Below are 13,973 nucleotides of genomic sequence, written 5' to 3' on the forward strand. Positions count from 1 at the left end.
GGCCTATTCCAGATAGGATGGCCGGCTGTTTTTCCGTCTTCGTGCCGACATGAGCCAAGCCATCGAACCCCTGCTCGCCGAGGAACCGCATCGGCGCATCCGCATCGGCGATACCGAGATCGTGCTGCTGGGCACTGCACACGTATCCCCGGCCAGCGCCCGCACGGTCGGCGACCTGATCGCCACCGAGGCCTTCGACACCGTCGCGATCGAGCTCTGCCTGAGCCGGCAGCGCGCGATGCTCGACCCGGACGCGATGCGCAGGCTCGATCTGTTCAGCGTCATCCGCGGAGGCCAGGTTCCGATGGTCGCCGCGAGCCTTGCGCTCGGCGCCTACCAGCAGCGTCTGGCCGAACAGTACGGGATCGAGCCCGGGGCCGAGATGCGCGCGGCGATCGACGGCGCGATGGACCGGGGGCTGCCGCTGGCGCTGATCGACCGCGACATCGGACTGACGCTGCGCCGCGCGTACCGGGCCGTGCCCTGGTGGCAACGCATGGGGCTAGTCGGCGGCCTGTTCGCCAGTGTGCTGAGCCGGGAGAAGATCGACGAATCGGAGATCGAGCGCCTGAAGCAGGGCGACATGCTGGAATCGACCTTCAGCGAGTTTGCCGAGCAGTCGCGCGAACTCTACCTCCCGCTGATCGACGAGCGCGACCGCTACATGGCCGCGCACCTGCGACGGCTGGCGGCCGACGGCGGCCACCGACGCATCCTCGCGGTGGTCGGGGCGGGACACCTGAAGGGGATCGAGAACTACGTGGAGCTGGACCGGCAGCCACCGCCCGAGGTGTTGCACGCCCTCGAACAGTCCCCGCCACGGGCGCGCTGGCCCCGCTATCTGCCCTGGGTGGTGGTCAGCGTGATCCTGGCCGGCTTCGTGATCGGCTTCACGCGCAACCCCGAGCTGGGTCTGCAAATGGTGCTCGACTGGATCATGATCAACGGGGGGCTGGCCGCATTGGGAGGCGCGATCGCACTGGCCCACCCGGTCACCATCGTGACCGCCGCGCTGGCGGCGCCGCTGACCTCGCTGAACCCCACCATCGGGGTCGGCTTCGTCGCGGCCGCGGTCGAGCTGTACCTGCGCAAGCCGCAGGTGGGCGACTTTGCCCAGTTGCGCCGCGACACGACCAGCGCCAGGGGCTGGTGGCGCAACCGCGTTTCGCGTGTGCTGCTCGTGTTCCTGTTGACCACCCTCGGATCGGCGCTTGGCACCTATATCGGCGGCGCCCGCATCTTCGGACATCTCTTCGGCGCAGGGAACTAGACCGCCCGCGGGGTCGCAGCAGGCCTTCAGAGCCCGATGCCGATCCCGATTCCGAAGGTCACACCGCCCGAACGCCTGTCGCGCAGCTCGGGCTCCGGCCAAAGCTTCACCGCGGTGCTGGCCATGACCGGAAAGATGTACTCGACCTCGCCGATCCGGCCGGGCTCCGTGCGCTGAATCGGGCCGTAGGCGCTGATCCTCCGGCCGACCCGGTAGTCCAGCGGGTCGAGAAATCCCGCCACCTGCAGCCGGAAGCGGCCCTGGGTCATCCGGTCGGTGCGCGGCTCCTGGTTGCGCAACGGGTAGCCGACCACCTCCAGCATCGTATGGTCCGGACGGTTGACCACGCCCACGATCACGCCGCCCCAGACCTGTGGATGCACCGGGAGCCCGATCTCGACCGCTTGCCTGGGCGTGACCTGCGTCCCGGCGTCCGGCGCCGGAAACGGCGGCGTCGCACAGGCGGCGACCGAAAACGACAGCAGCGCGACGGCCGCCCAGCGCCGCCAGGCGCTCATGGCCACGCGCCCCACCCTCGCGGCCCCCAGGGATACCGATGATACGGCCGCCAAGGATCCCAGAACGGATCCCAGAACGGATCCCGGTAGATGACCGCCGGCTCCGGCAGGGGCCAGAGATGGATCGAAGCCGCCGCGACCTCGGGAAAGCGGTACGGAAATTCGCCGATGCTGCCGGCGCTCACGCCGGTGACCCGGCCGCGTACGGTCACCTCGCGCATCGGCGCATACACCTGGGGATCGAGGAAGTCGCCGAAGAATACGCGGAACCGGCCCTCGCTGCGATCACCGATCTGCGGGCGCTGAGCGCGCGTCAGCGGCCGCGCGACGATTTCCAGGCGCGTGCCGTCGGGTTCGTTGGAAACCCGGGCGATCACACCGCCCCAGACCACATCGGTACCCATCCAGGCGTCGGGGTCGGACCGAACCTCGGCGATTCCGGGCTGGGCTTCGGGCACCGGCTCGAGCGCTTCGGGTACCGTCGCGCAGGACGCGAGCAGCCAAGCGGCACCGCACACGAGCGGCAGTGCGAACCGCGGGCCTTGGCGTAACCTGTCCATATCCGATCAGACCCCGGCGGCGATCGCGGCGTTCCCGGTCGGCAGGCGGCTGGCTGCGGGCGTAGCCGTTCCGGAACCGGCACAGCGGACAAGACCCGGGAGCGCCCGCAGCCTGTCAGTCACCGGCGCCCAGCTGCCGGTTCATGAACGCCGTCGCTCGCATCAATGCGTCGCGGGTCGCGAGATCGTCGGCAAAGGTCCGTACCGGTGGCTCGCGAAAATCGAAGCCGCGGCCCACCCCCGGGTAGGTCACCAGCTCCACCGGCAATCCCCGGCCCTGCATGCTGGCAACCGCCATGTCGATCCCCCGCTTGCGCTGATACTGTTCGTTCTCGCCGACGAAGATCAGCGCAGGCAGCGTCATCCGGTCCGCCTCGACCGCATAGCGATAGACCTGCATCGGTTCGGGGGCATTCGGATCCTGCATGTGCGGGTAATAGCTGACGTAGCAGGCCAGCGCGTCGGACTGGCGATCGAGGGTTACCGCCAGTTTCAGGGTCTTGTACCCGCCCCGGGTATGCGAGTACACGCAAACGCGATCCCCGGCGTGTGTCCCGGACGCGAGCACGTGCTCGAGTACGTCGTTCAGGTCGGTCTCGAGTACGTAGTCGTGCTCGATCGGCATCACCTCGATGAACCGCCCGATATAGAGGTCGGGCGCATAGACCACGAACCCGCGGGCCGCCAGACGCCTCACGTGCCCCTGGACCAGCGGATCGACGCCGCGGCGGCCGTGCACGAACAACACCCCGGGGAATTCGCCCTCCGTTTCAGGACGAGCGATGAAGATCGGGATATCGGCCTCGTCCGTCGTCAGTGTCTCGGTGGTCGAGGTGACCCTGTAGTTCGAGGGGACCGGCAGCTGTCCGTCGGACCACCAGGCCAGATCGAGCCAATCGTGGCGGTCATCGGCAGCGGCCAGGCTCGACAGAAACAGCCAAAGCATGAACGCGGTCAGTCGGTAGGGCATGGCGTGCACTCCTGGATCATGGCGGGTGCGCTCCGGCCCGCCCCCGGCCCACAGCCCGGGACGCGGCGCGCCGGGCGCCAATCCCCTCGGGCTCTGCAGCCCGCTACGGGGTGGCGCGAGGCTGGCAAACGGAAGCCGCATAAAGAATAGACTTCCCGGCGACCGCCCGCATTCCACGCCAACCGTGGCCATGGGGTTCGATTGCACCGGTTCCGGGCACCGGATACTCTCGAGCGGCGTTGCCTCCCGAACCGGGGTGACCGCCCAACCCTGACCCACCGAACGAGGTGTCCTCTATGCGCCGGATGATCGTCGTTTTCGCGTTTGCCTTGTTGCTGACCACCCATGCCGCCCTCGCCCAGAACGGGGCGGAGATCCAGGTCGACGAAATCACCTACGAACACGCCGGAATCGAGCTGACCGGCTACCTCGCCCACGACGCGTCGCGCGAGGGCCCGCGCCCTGGCGTAATCGTGGTTCACGAATGGTGGGGACACGATGCGCATGCACGCCGGCGCGCCGAGATGCTCGCGGAAGCGGGCTACGTCGGATTCGCACTGGACATGTACGGCAGCGGCAAGCTGGCCGAGCACCCGAACGAAGCGCGTGAGTTCGCGACCGCGGTACGCAGCAACCGTGACACCATGCTGGGCCGGTTCCAGGCAGCCGAGGCGCTGCTGCGCGAACATGAGCTGACCGCCGAGCAGCCGCTGGCGGCCAGCGGGTACTGCTTCGGCGGCAGCGTGGTCCTGGAAGCGGCCCGCAGCGGCGCGGACCTCGCGATGGTCGCGAGCTTCCACGGCGCGCTCGCCACCGAACACCCCGCCGGGCCGGATCGCGTGAAGGCCGACATCCTGGTCTTCAACGGCGCCGACGACCCGCTGGTTCCGGCGGAACAGATCGCCGCGTTCCGCGACGAGATGGCGGCTGCCGGCGTCGACTACACCTTCGTCGACTTCTCCGGCGCGACGCACAGCTTTACCAACCCGGGTGCCGACGCCATCGCCGAGGAATTCGGGATGCCGGTCGGCTACAACGCGCGCGCCGACCGTGACTCCTGGAACTGGCTGCTCGCCTACCTCAACGACCGGCTCTGATGCCGTTCGGCGCGAGGGCCGAGAACCTTCACGGCCCTCAGCGCCCGTCCTTCCACACGACATCGTAGAGGTCGCGCCGCCGGTCGCGCAGGTTGCGCACCGACCCGTGGTTGCGCAGCTCCTTCAGGTTGTCCAGGTCCAGATCGACGATCAGCGTCATCTCGGTGTTCGGGGTCGCCTCGGCGGCCACCGCGTCGTGTGGAAACGCGAAGTCCGATGGCGTAAACACCGCCGCCTGAGAGTACTGCATGTCCATGTTCTCGACTTTCGGCAGGTTGCCGACGCTGCCGGAGATCACCACATAGCATTCGTTCTCGATCGCGCGGGCCTGCGCGCAGCGGCGCACCCGCAGATAGGCGTTCTTGGTATCGGTCCAGAACGGCACGAACAGGATCTGCAGGCCCTGGTCCGCCATCAGCCGCGGCAGCTCGGGAAACTCGACGTCATAGCAGATCAGGATTCCGATCTTCCCGAAGTCGGTATCGAAGACCTTCACCTCGCTGCCACCCTGCAGCCCCCAGAAGCTGATCTCGTCGGGCGTCACGTGGATCTTGTACTGGTGATCCCAGGTACCGTCGCGCCGGCAAAGATAGGAAACGTTGCGCAGCACGCCGTCGTGGTACTCGGGCATCGTCCCGGCGACGATGTTGATGTTGTACGCGAGTGCCAGACGCACCATCTCCTCGCGGATCGCGCCGGTGAACTCGGCCAGGCTGCGCACCGCCTCGGCGGGATTCTCCTGGTTGAACTGCCCCATCAGCGGACCGTTGAAGAATTCGGGAAACAGCAATGCGTCGGCCCGGTAACCGGAGACCGCGTCGACGAAATACTCCATCTGCAGGAAAAGTTCGTCCAGCGTCGCGGTCGGGCGCATCTGCCACTGCACAACACCCACCCGCACATCGGAACGGCTGCCGCCGATGACCTTTTCCTGTTCCTCGTAGTAAATGTTCAGCCACTCGATCAGCGTCGCGTAGGCCCCGGACTTGTCGTCGGCCGGCAGGTAGTTGGTAATGATCCTGCGCACGTGGAAATCGTTCGCGAGCTGAAAGGTCAGGATCGGATCCGTGAGCTCGTGGTTCTTCACCTTCTCCACGTACTGCTGCGGGGTCAGCTCGCCGGCATATTCCGCGTAGCCCGGGATGCGCCCGCCGGCAACGATCGCGCGCAGGTTCAGCTTCTCGCACAGCTCCTTGCGCGCATCGTACAGGCGCCGGCCAAGGCGCATGCCGCGGTAATCCGGGTGCACGAAGATGTCCACGCCGTAGAGCGTGTCGCCGTCGGGATCGTGCGTGGTCAGGAAGCCATTGCCGGTGATCTGCCAGTAGCTGTGCTGATCGCCGAAGCGGCGGTACTCGACAATCAGACTGATCGCGGCCGCGACCACCTTGCCGTTGTCCTCGATGCAGATCTGCCCCTCGGGAAAACGCGTGACCTGCGAGGTGAACTGGTCGAGACTCCAGGCCCCGTCGAGGTCCGGGTACACACGCTCCATGATCTCGTGGATATCCGGGTAATCCTCCAGTCGGGTCTGCCGAAGGGTGAGGTGGTGTGGCGTGACGCCCGAATCGTGGCTGTCGGTCATGGACACGGATCCCCGGTCTGCATCGGCGGTTCCGGATTCTGGCCCACGCCCCGAATCCCGGCAACCTCCTCCGGCACCGGTCTACCCCTCACAGGGTAGGAGTGGTACAAAGGGGTACGCAACCATCGGGCAGATTGCTGCTGCGCAGGCCGCCCGCCATGCACCAGCCGCCCTTGGAACCGGAATGAAACGCAACGCGCAACGTATCTGCTTCGAAGGGCTCCCGTTTTTCGCGCAGATGCACGCAGAAGCGATCGAAGCCCTGCGCGGAATCGCCACACTGTACGAACTCGAAGCGGGTGAGACCTTTTTCCGGCAGGGCGACCCCGCGCACTCGGTGTTTACCGTTCAGTCCGGCGGCTTGCAGCTGGTTGAACACACGCCCGATGGCAAGAGCGTGAACCTGAAGCTTTACGGGCGCGGCGACTTCTTCGGCATGCTCGCGCTCTCCGGCGAATTTCCGCATCCGGCAGGCGCGGTGGCGGCCCAGGATACCGAGGTGATCGGTTTCCGGGCGGTCGATCTGCGCGCCATGGTCCTGACGTTCCCATCGCTCGGGCTGCTGTTCATCGACATGCTGGTCGATCACACCCACCACGCGCATCAGCGTATCCGCCACCTTGCGACCGAGCGCGTGGGGCAGCGGGTCGCGCGCGCGCTGCTGCACTTCCACGAGAAGTTCCACCCCGCGGCGCCGGGTCCAAACGGAACGCGGCTGATGCTCACACAGCAGGATCTTGCCGAATTCGCGGGGAGCACGGTCGAAACGGTGAACCGTACGCTGCGCGTCTGGGAGGACCGGCAGATGCTGCGGCGCTCTCGAATGCACATCGAACTTCTCGACGTCGCCGCAATCCGGCGCTGCGCCGAGGGCCAGCCACCCGATGGCATGGCCCGGCTCTTCGATGGAATCCTGCAGCACGACCAGGCCTGAGCGATCAGCCCCGGACACCAGCGCGCGTTTCGGGTCAGAACACCCAGGCGATCATCAACCAGAAGAACACGAAAAACAGGAAGAAGCCGGGGATCATGAACTGGATCTCGCCGATGATCCCCTCGCCGGCCGCGAGTGCGAACACGATCATCACCGTCACCGAGACGACCGCCGCAATGATCGCTGCGCTCTTCAGACCGATGCCGCTGTCGAAGGTCACCGCCACCCATTCGGACAGACCCGGCAAGGTGACTGCCGCCGCCAGCACGACCAGCGCCACCAGCAGCGCGACCAGCGCCGAGAACCCCAGCAGGATCCGCAGCGCCAGGCGGCTGTCGCGCAGGTCGCTGCTGCTCACTCCGCAGTCTCCCGGCGGTTGCGCACGTGATCGCGCACGCGGTTCGGGTTGGGCATGCCCCCCACGGTGAACTCGGGTGAATCGCCGGTAGTAAAGACCTCGACCCGCCCGACCCGGAAGACCCGGTCGAGGAACCCCTGGTACACGCGCACCGCACGAATCTGGCCGACGTGCAGGTCGACGTGGTGCTTGCTCAGCAGCCCCTCCTCCAGGTGAACCTGGTCGCCGGTGATGCGCAGCCGGGTCGCCCTCGTCTTCACGAACCAGTACATCAGAACCACGATCCCGAGGCCGGTCGCAGCCAGCAGCATCGCCGGCGGGAAGTCGCCCATTCCGGCGATCTGGTTGCGGAACAGCAACAAGAGCACCACCGGCGCAAGGATCAGCACCCAGGTGAGCAGGTAGCCCAGCGGGTGGTTTCGGAACATCGCCGGATGAGAGTCGTAGGCAGGTTCGTTCTGGTTCGTCATCGCAATCCCCTGTGATTCCAAGAGCCGCAGTTTGCCAGAAGCCGCGACCTAAGCGGTATCGGTTAGCGAAATCCGCCCCGGGGCCGCGGGCGCAGTGCCGCTCCGGCAGGAAAGCCGAACCGCACCGAAGGCCTCGCCTGTGGCAGAGCCCCGCCTCCCCGCGCGGGGAGGCTCGCGGGGAGCGCGCGGCGCGCCCGCCACTGCACTCGCCGCTCGCCCGCGAACCGAAGGTGAGGGAGAACCGCTCAGGCAGACTCGGCCAGCGCCGGGTCGTAACCGAGGTTCGGAGCCAGCCAGCGCTCGGCCTCGTCCATGCTCCAGCCCTTGCGCCGGGCGTAGTCCTCGACCTGGTCGCGGTTGATCTTGCCGAGACCGAAGTAACGGGACTGCGGATGTGCCATATACCAACCGGACACCGCCGAGACCGGCAGCATCGCGTAGCTCTCGGTCAGCGTCATTCCCGCGTGTTCGACCGGATCGATCAGCTCCCAGAGCAGACCCTTCTCGGTGTGCTCGGGGCAGGCGGGATACCCCGGGGCTGGGCGGATCCCGGTGTAGCGTTCCTGGATCAGATCGTCATTGCCGAGATCCTCGTCGGGAGCGTAGCCCCAGAACTCGCGCCGCACGCGCTGGTGCATCGCCTCGGCGAACGCCTCCGCGAGACGGTCCGCGAGGCTTTTCACCAGGATCGCGTGGTAGTCGTCGTGGGCATCCTCGAACGCCTTGGCGCGGGCATCGACTTCACCGCCGGCGCTGACCGCGAACGCACCCATCCAGTCGGGCACGCCGGTCTCGCGCGGCGCGACGAAGTCGGCGAGCGAATGGCTCGGGGTGCCGCGGCGCTTCTGTGCCTGCTGGCGCAGGTGGTGCAGTCGCGTGATCACCTCGCTGCGTGCCTCGTCGCGGTACACCTCGATGTCGTCGAACTCGACGCTGTTGGCCGGGAACAGTCCGACCACGCCGCGCAGGCGCACCCAGCCCTCGTCGATCATCCGTTCCAGCATCTTCTGCGCGTCGTCGAACAGCTTGCGCGCTTCGGCACCGACCACCTCGTCGTCGAGAATGCGCGGGTAGGCGGCATGCAGCTGCCAGGAGTGGAAGAACGGCGTCCAGTCGATGAAGCGCGCGACCTCGCGCACGTCGAAATCGTCGAAGCGCAGCAATACCGAATCCGGACCGTAGGGCTGCAGCCGCGTGACGCCCGGCGGCAGCGGGAAGTCCGGATCCAGCGCCCGCGGCCGGACCGGCCGGTACGACTCCCAGTCGATCTGCGGCCGGTTCGCGCGCGCCTGTTCGAGGCCAAGCCAGTGGATGCGCTGCTTGCGCCCGGCGAGACTCTCGCGCAGCTGTGCGTACTCGGCACGGGTCTTCTCGGCGTAGGGACCCTTCAGCTCGGGGCTGATCAGGCTCTGCGCCACGCCGACCGCGCGCGACGCGTCCTTGACCCAGACCACCGGGCCCGCCCCGTAGTTGGGCTCGATCTTCACCGCGGTGTGGGCGCGCGACGTGGTCGCGCCGCCGATCAGCAGCGGGGTATCGAAGCCCTGGCGCTGCATTTCCGCTGCGACGTGGGCCATCTCCTCGAGCGACGGCGTGATCAGCCCGGACAGCCCGATCACGTCGACGTTCTTCTCGCGCGCGGTCTCGAGGATCTTCTGCGCCGGCACCATCACGCCGAGGTCGATGACCTCGAAGTTGTTGCACTGGAGCACGACGCCGACGATGTTCTTGCCGATGTCGTGCACGTCGCCCTTCACCGTCGCCATCAGGATGCGGCCGTTGTTCTCGCCACAGCCCGACTTCTCGGCCTCGATGAACGGGATCAGGTGGGCCACCGCCTTTTTCATCACCCGCGCCGACTTGACCACCTGCGGCAGGAACATCTTGCCCTCGCCGAACAGGTCGCCGACGACGTTCATGCCGTCCATCAGCGGCCCCTCGATCACGTGGATCGGGCGCTCGGCTTCGAGCCGCGCTTCCTCGGTGTCCTCGACCACGTAGCTGTCGATGCCCTTGACCAGCGAGTGCTCGAGGCGCTTCGCCACCGGCCAGCTGCGCCATTCGAGGTCTTCCTTTTTCGCCGCGCCGCCGCTGCCGCGGTAGCGTTCGGCGAGGTCGAGCAGCCGCTCGGTGGCGTCGGAACGGCGGTTCAGCACCACATCCTCGACCGCCTCCTTCAGTTCCGGCTCGATTTCGTCATAGACCGCGAGCTGGCCGGCATTGACGATACCCATGTCCATGCCCGCGTGGATCGCGTGGTACAGGAACACCGCGTGGATCGCCTCGCGCACCGGCTCGTTGCCGCGGAACGAGAACGACACGTTCGACACGCCGCCGGAGATCAGTGCATGTGGCAGCCGCTCCTTGATCGCGCGCGTCGCCTCGATGAAGTCGACGCCGTAGTTGTCGTGCTCCTCGATCCCGGTCGCGATCGCGAAGATGTTCGGGTCGAAGATCACGTCTTCGGCCGGGAAGCCGATCCGTTCGGTCAGGATCTGGTACGCGCGCGTGCAGATCTCGAGCTTGCGCTCGGCGGTGTCGGCCTGTCCCTGTTCGTCGAACGCCATCACGATCACCGCGGCGCCGTAGCGGCGCACCAGCCGCGCCTGTTCGATGAACTTCTCCTCGCCTTCCTTCAGCGAGATCGAGTTCACCACGCCCTTGCCCTGGATGCACTTCAGGCCCGCTTCCAGAATCTCCCACTTGGACGAGTCGATCATGATCGGCACCCGGGCGATGTCGGGTTCGCCGGCGATCAGGTTCAGGAAACGCTGCATCGCGGCCTGCGAGTCCAGCATGCCCTCGTCCATGTTGATGTCGATCACCTGCGCGCCGTTCTCGACCTGATCCTTCGCGACCTCGAGCGCGGTCTCGTAGTCCTCCTCGCGGATCAGCCGCGCAAAGCGCTTGCTGCCGGTCACGTTGGTCCGCTCGCCGACGTTCACGAACAGCGAATCCTCGGTGATGTTCAACGGTTCCAGGCCCGACAGCCGGCAAGCGGGGGCAATCTCCGGCATCCGGCGCGGGGGATGCGCCTGTACCGCCGCGGCAATGGCCCGGATGTGATCGGGCGTGGTCCCGCAACAGCCGCCGATGATGTTCAGGAATCCCGACGCCGCCCATTCGCCGATCTCGACCGCCATCTGCTCCGGGGTCTCGTCGTAGTCGCCGAACTCGTTCGGCAGGCCCGCGTTCGGATGCGCGGACACGTGGGTGTTCGCGATCCGCGAAAGCTCCTCGATGTAGGCGCGCAGCTCCTTCGGTCCCAGCGCGCAGTTCAGGCCGATCGACAGCGGCCGGGCGTGGCGCAGGCTGTTCCAGAACGCCTCGGTGGTCTGTCCGGACAGGGTGCGCCCGGAGGCATCGGTGATGGTGCCGGAGATCATCACCGGTACCCGCTGCCCGGTTTCGTCGAACAGCGTCTCCACCGCAAACACCGCGGCCTTCGCGTTCAATGTGTCGAACACGGTTTCGATCAGCAGCAGGTCGACGCCGCCCTCGATCAGCGCCGCGGCGGACTCGCGGTAGTTCGCGACCAGCGTGTCGAAATCGACGTTGCGGTACCCCGGGTCGTTCACATCCGGCGAGATGCTGGCGGTGCGGTTGGTCGGTCCGAGCACGCCGGCGACGAAACGCGGTTTCTCCGGCGTCTTCGCGGTCCAGGCGTCGGCGGCCTCGCGCGCGATGCGCGCGGCCTCTCGGTTCAGCTCCGGCACCAGATCCTCCATCGCATAGTCGGCCATTGCGATGCGGGTGCCGTTGAAGGTGTTGGTCTCGATGATGTCGGCGCCGGCCTCCAGGTAATCGCCATGGATCGCCTGGATCACATCCGGCCGGGTCAACACCAGCAGGTCGTTGTTGCCCTTCAGATCACTGTTCCAGTCGGCGAAACGCTCGCCGCGGTAGTCCGCCTCTTCGAGGCGGTACTCCTGGATCATCGTGCCCATCCCGCCATCCAGGATCAGGATGCGCTCGGCAAGGGCTTGTTGAATCGGTTGCTTGTCTGTCATCACCACGAATCCTGCGTCTGGATTTGGAAAAAGCGCGGGGCCTGCACGGCACGACCGTTGCAGTGGCCACCGCTTGCACCGGCGCCGCGACCTGTCACGATAGACGGATGCAAGCGCATCCGCTGCAGTACTACCTCACCGCGCCACAGCCGTGTCCCTACCTGCCCGGCCGCGAGATGCAGGCCGTGCTGGTCGATCCAGCGGCCCGCGCACCCACCGGCCATTATGGCCGCCTGCTGGTCGAGGGGTTCCGCCGCAGCGGCCGGCTCGTGTATCGCCATCAGTGCCCGTGCTGCAGCGCGTGCGTGCCGGTGCGGATCCCGGTGCACGAGTTCCGCCCTGGACGCGGACAGCGGCGCTGCCTGCGCCGTAACGCCGACCTGCACCTGCGCCAGGTGCTGCGGCCGAATCTCGACGAGCACCTGGCCCTGTTCCGGCGCTACCTGGACGCCCGCCATCCCGGCGGCGGCATGGACGACACCACGCGCGACGACTACGCCGACATGATCAGCGACCGCCACTGCGGGGTATTGCTGCTGGAACACCGGCTCGGGTCGGAACTGCTCGCTGTCGCGGTCACCGACGTCACCGCGCACGGCCTGTCGGCGATGTACAGCTTCTTCGCCCCGGACCGGCCGGCACGCAGCCTGGGTACCTACGCGATCCTGAGCCAGATCGCCGAGGCCCGGCGCCTGGGCATCGCGCACCTCTACCTCGGCTATTGGATCGCCGGATCGGAGAAGATGGCCTACAAGACGCGTTTCCGGCCGATCGAAGGCCGGGTGAACGGCGCCTGGCGGCCGATCGCGATGCCGTAGCGCTCAGCCCGCGCTCCGCGAGGAAGGCGGAGGTGCACGGCCCCGCGACGAGCGCACGCCCGTCGCGGAGGAAACGCCGTGCCGAACCTCTCCGCTCAGGCCGAGGCCTTGCGCGGGGATACGCCGGCGTCGTCGGCCAGCGCCTGGGCCTTGTCGGTCCGCTCCCAGGACAGATCGACATCCTCGCGCCCGAAGTGGCCGTAGGATGCGGTCGGCCGGTAGATCGGCCGCTCGAGGTCGAGCATCTTCAGGATACCGTACGGGCGCAGGTCGAAATGCTTGCGCACCAGCGCGGTGAGCTTGCCCTCGTCGATCTTGCCGGTACCGAAGGTATCGACCGCGATCGAGGTCGGCTCGGCGACGCCGATCGCGTAGGAAACCTGCACCTCGCAACGCTCGGCCAGCCCGGCCGCAACGATGTTCTTGGCCACGTAGCGGCAGGCATAGGCCGCCGACCGGTCCACCTTGGACGGATCCTTGCCCGAGAATGCACCGCCGCCGTGACGCGCCATCCCGCCGTAGGTATCGACGATGATCTTGCGCCCGGTCAGGCCGCAGTCGCCGAGCGGGCCGCCGGTGACGAAACGACCGGTCGGGTTGATGTGGAAACGGGTATCGCCATGCAGCCACTGTTCGCCCAGCACCGGCTTGATGATCTCTTCCATCACCGCCTCGACCAGCGTGCTCTGCTCGATCTCCGGCGCATGCTGGGTGGACAGCACGACCGCGTCGGCGGCCACCGCCCGGCCGTCCTCGTAACGGAAACTGATCTGGCTCTTCGCATCCGGACGCAGCCACGGCAGCGTACCGTTCTTGCGTACCTCGGCCTGGCGCCGGACCAGCCGGTGGGCAAAGTGGATCGGCGCCGGCATCAGCACCTCGGTCTCGCTGCAGGCATACCCGAACATCAGGCCCTGGTCACCCGCGCCCTGCTCCTCGGGCCGCTCGCGGTCGACGCCCTGGTTGATGTCGGCCGACTGCTTGCCCAGCGTGACCGCAACCGAACAGGTCGCGTAGTCGAAACCCTTGTCGGAACTATCGTAGCCGATGTCCTTCACCACCTCGCGCACGATGTCCTCGATCTCGACCTTCGCACTCGACTTCACCTCGCCGCCCACCAGCACCAGGCCGGTCTGCGTGAAGGTCTCGGCGGCGACACGGGCTTTCGGATCCTGCGCCAGGTAGGCGTCCAGGATCGCGTCGGACACCTGGTCGCACATCTTGTCCGGATGGCCCTCGGACACGGATTCGGAAGTAAACAGGTAGCGCTTGTTCATGATTGTGGAGACTCCTTGAGAGTGTTCGGTTGTTCGAATGGCAGGGATGCCGGGCGGGCAGGAAGGGCGCAGCGATCGCGCCGCATTCCCGGCCCGCCCGGGGCGC

12 protein-coding genes are annotated in these 13,973 nt (G+C 67.0%); 4 read left to right on the top strand and 8 right to left on the bottom strand.

All coding sequences use genetic code 11. The features are described 5' to 3' along the window. Positions 1–49 precede the first annotated feature (49 nt). Positions 50–1,270 (top strand): TraB/GumN family protein, encoded by a 1,221-nt coding sequence (locus tag THITH_RS15790; protein WP_006746838.1) that lies wholly within the window; start codon positions 50–52, stop codon positions 1,268–1,270. Positions 1,271–1,296: 26 nt separating this feature from the next. Here THITH_RS15790 and THITH_RS15795 read toward each other — a convergent pair whose 3' ends face one another. The 3 genes from THITH_RS15795 to THITH_RS15805 all read right to left on the bottom strand — a co-directional run bounded on the left by THITH_RS15795 (position 1,297) and on the right by THITH_RS15805 (position 3,318). Then, positions 1,297–1,788 (bottom strand): Slp family lipoprotein, encoded by a 492-nt coding sequence (locus THITH_RS15795; RefSeq protein WP_006746837.1) that lies wholly within the window; start codon positions 1,786–1,788, stop codon positions 1,297–1,299. Then, complete coding sequence (locus tag THITH_RS15800) at positions 1,785–2,348, bottom strand: Slp family lipoprotein (RefSeq protein ID WP_006746836.1); 564 nt, start codon at positions 2,346–2,348, stop codon at positions 1,785–1,787. The genes THITH_RS15795 and THITH_RS15800 overlap by 4 nt, the downstream gene beginning before the upstream one ends. A gap of 115 nt (positions 2,349–2,463) precedes the next feature. After that, the gene (locus THITH_RS15805; RefSeq protein WP_006746835.1) at positions 2,464–3,318 is read right to left on the bottom strand and encodes a dienelactone hydrolase family protein; all 855 of its coding nucleotides are present in this window, start codon (positions 3,316–3,318) and stop codon (positions 2,464–2,466) included. A 296-nt stretch (positions 3,319–3,614) separates the two neighbouring features. Between THITH_RS15805 and THITH_RS15810 the strand changes: the two genes are divergently transcribed. Next, complete coding sequence (locus THITH_RS15810) at positions 3,615–4,415, top strand: dienelactone hydrolase family protein (protein ID WP_006746834.1); 801 nt, start codon at positions 3,615–3,617, stop codon at positions 4,413–4,415. A 37-nt stretch (positions 4,416–4,452) separates the two neighbouring features. Here the strand turns inward: THITH_RS15810 and THITH_RS15815 are convergent, their stop codons facing one another. Further along, a complete protein-coding gene (locus tag THITH_RS15815) occupies positions 4,453–6,000 on the bottom strand; it encodes a bifunctional GNAT family N-acetyltransferase/carbon-nitrogen hydrolase family protein (RefSeq protein WP_006746833.1) in 1,548 nt (515 codons plus the stop codon). A gap of 184 nt (positions 6,001–6,184) precedes the next feature. Between THITH_RS15815 and THITH_RS15820 the strand changes: the two genes are divergently transcribed. Next, entirely contained in the window at positions 6,185–6,934 is a 750-nt protein-coding gene (locus THITH_RS15820) for a Crp/Fnr family transcriptional regulator (RefSeq protein WP_006746832.1), read from the top strand. A 34-nt stretch (positions 6,935–6,968) separates the two neighbouring features. On the opposite strand, the gene THITH_RS15825 is transcribed toward THITH_RS15820, so the two are convergent. The 3 genes from THITH_RS15825 to metH form a co-directional block, all read right to left on the bottom strand. After that, positions 6,969–7,292: a hypothetical protein gene (locus THITH_RS15825; RefSeq protein ID WP_006746831.1), complete on the bottom strand. Its 324-nt coding sequence runs from the start codon at positions 7,290–7,292 to the stop codon at positions 6,969–6,971. Next, a complete protein-coding gene (locus tag THITH_RS15830; protein WP_006746830.1) occupies positions 7,289–7,762 on the bottom strand; it encodes a PH domain-containing protein in 474 nt (157 codons plus the stop codon). The genes THITH_RS15825 and THITH_RS15830 overlap by 4 nt, the downstream gene beginning before the upstream one ends. Positions 7,763–8,007: 245 nt before the next feature. Further along, positions 8,008–11,772: a methionine synthase gene (gene metH / locus THITH_RS15835; RefSeq protein ID WP_006746829.1), complete on the bottom strand. Its 3,765-nt coding sequence runs from the start codon at positions 11,770–11,772 to the stop codon at positions 8,008–8,010. A gap of 107 nt (positions 11,773–11,879) precedes the next feature. Between metH and THITH_RS15840 the strand changes: the two genes are divergently transcribed. Next, entirely contained in the window at positions 11,880–12,590 is a 711-nt protein-coding gene (locus tag THITH_RS15840) for an arginyltransferase (RefSeq protein ID WP_006746828.1), read from the top strand. A gap of 95 nt (positions 12,591–12,685) precedes the next feature. Here THITH_RS15840 and metK read toward each other — a convergent pair whose 3' ends face one another. After that, positions 12,686–13,867: a methionine adenosyltransferase gene (metK, locus tag THITH_RS15845; protein ID WP_006746827.1), complete on the bottom strand. Its 1,182-nt coding sequence runs from the start codon at positions 13,865–13,867 to the stop codon at positions 12,686–12,688. Positions 13,868–13,973 lie beyond the last annotated feature (106 nt).

Origin of the sequence: Thioalkalivibrio paradoxus ARh 1, from assembly GCF_000227685.2 — a bacterium.
Classification (GTDB): Bacteria; Pseudomonadota; Gammaproteobacteria; order Ectothiorhodospirales; family Ectothiorhodospiraceae; genus Thioalkalivibrio; species Thioalkalivibrio paradoxus.

What these genes read in the sequence shown, in the direction of transcription:
- metH (WP_006746829.1), bottom strand. Translation starts at nt 11,772, where the DNA reads ATGACAGACAAGCAACCGATTCAACAAGCCCTTGCCGAGCGCATCCTG.
- THITH_RS15820 (WP_006746832.1), top strand. Translation starts at nt 6,185, where the DNA reads ATGAAACGCAACGCGCAACGTATCTGCTTCGAAGGGCTCCCGTTTTTC.
- THITH_RS15800 (WP_006746836.1), bottom strand. Translation starts at nt 2,348, where the DNA reads ATGGACAGGTTACGCCAAGGCCCGCGGTTCGCACTGCCGCTCGTGTGC.
- THITH_RS15830 (WP_006746830.1), bottom strand. Translation starts at nt 7,762, where the DNA reads ATGACGAACCAGAACGAACCTGCCTACGACTCTCATCCGGCGATGTTC.
- THITH_RS15790 (WP_006746838.1), top strand. Translation starts at nt 50, where the DNA reads ATGAGCCAAGCCATCGAACCCCTGCTCGCCGAGGAACCGCATCGGCGC.
- THITH_RS15840 (WP_006746828.1), top strand. Translation starts at nt 11,880, where the DNA reads ATGCAAGCGCATCCGCTGCAGTACTACCTCACCGCGCCACAGCCGTGT.
- metK (WP_006746827.1), bottom strand. Translation starts at nt 13,867, where the DNA reads ATGAACAAGCGCTACCTGTTTACTTCCGAATCCGTGTCCGAGGGCCAT.
- THITH_RS15795 (WP_006746837.1), bottom strand. Translation starts at nt 1,788, where the DNA reads ATGAGCGCCTGGCGGCGCTGGGCGGCCGTCGCGCTGCTGTCGTTTTCG.
- THITH_RS15805 (WP_006746835.1), bottom strand. Translation starts at nt 3,318, where the DNA reads ATGCCCTACCGACTGACCGCGTTCATGCTTTGGCTGTTTCTGTCGAGC.
- THITH_RS15815 (WP_006746833.1), bottom strand. Translation starts at nt 6,000, where the DNA reads ATGACCGACAGCCACGATTCGGGCGTCACGCCACACCACCTCACCCTT.
- THITH_RS15810 (WP_006746834.1), top strand. Translation starts at nt 3,615, where the DNA reads ATGCGCCGGATGATCGTCGTTTTCGCGTTTGCCTTGTTGCTGACCACC.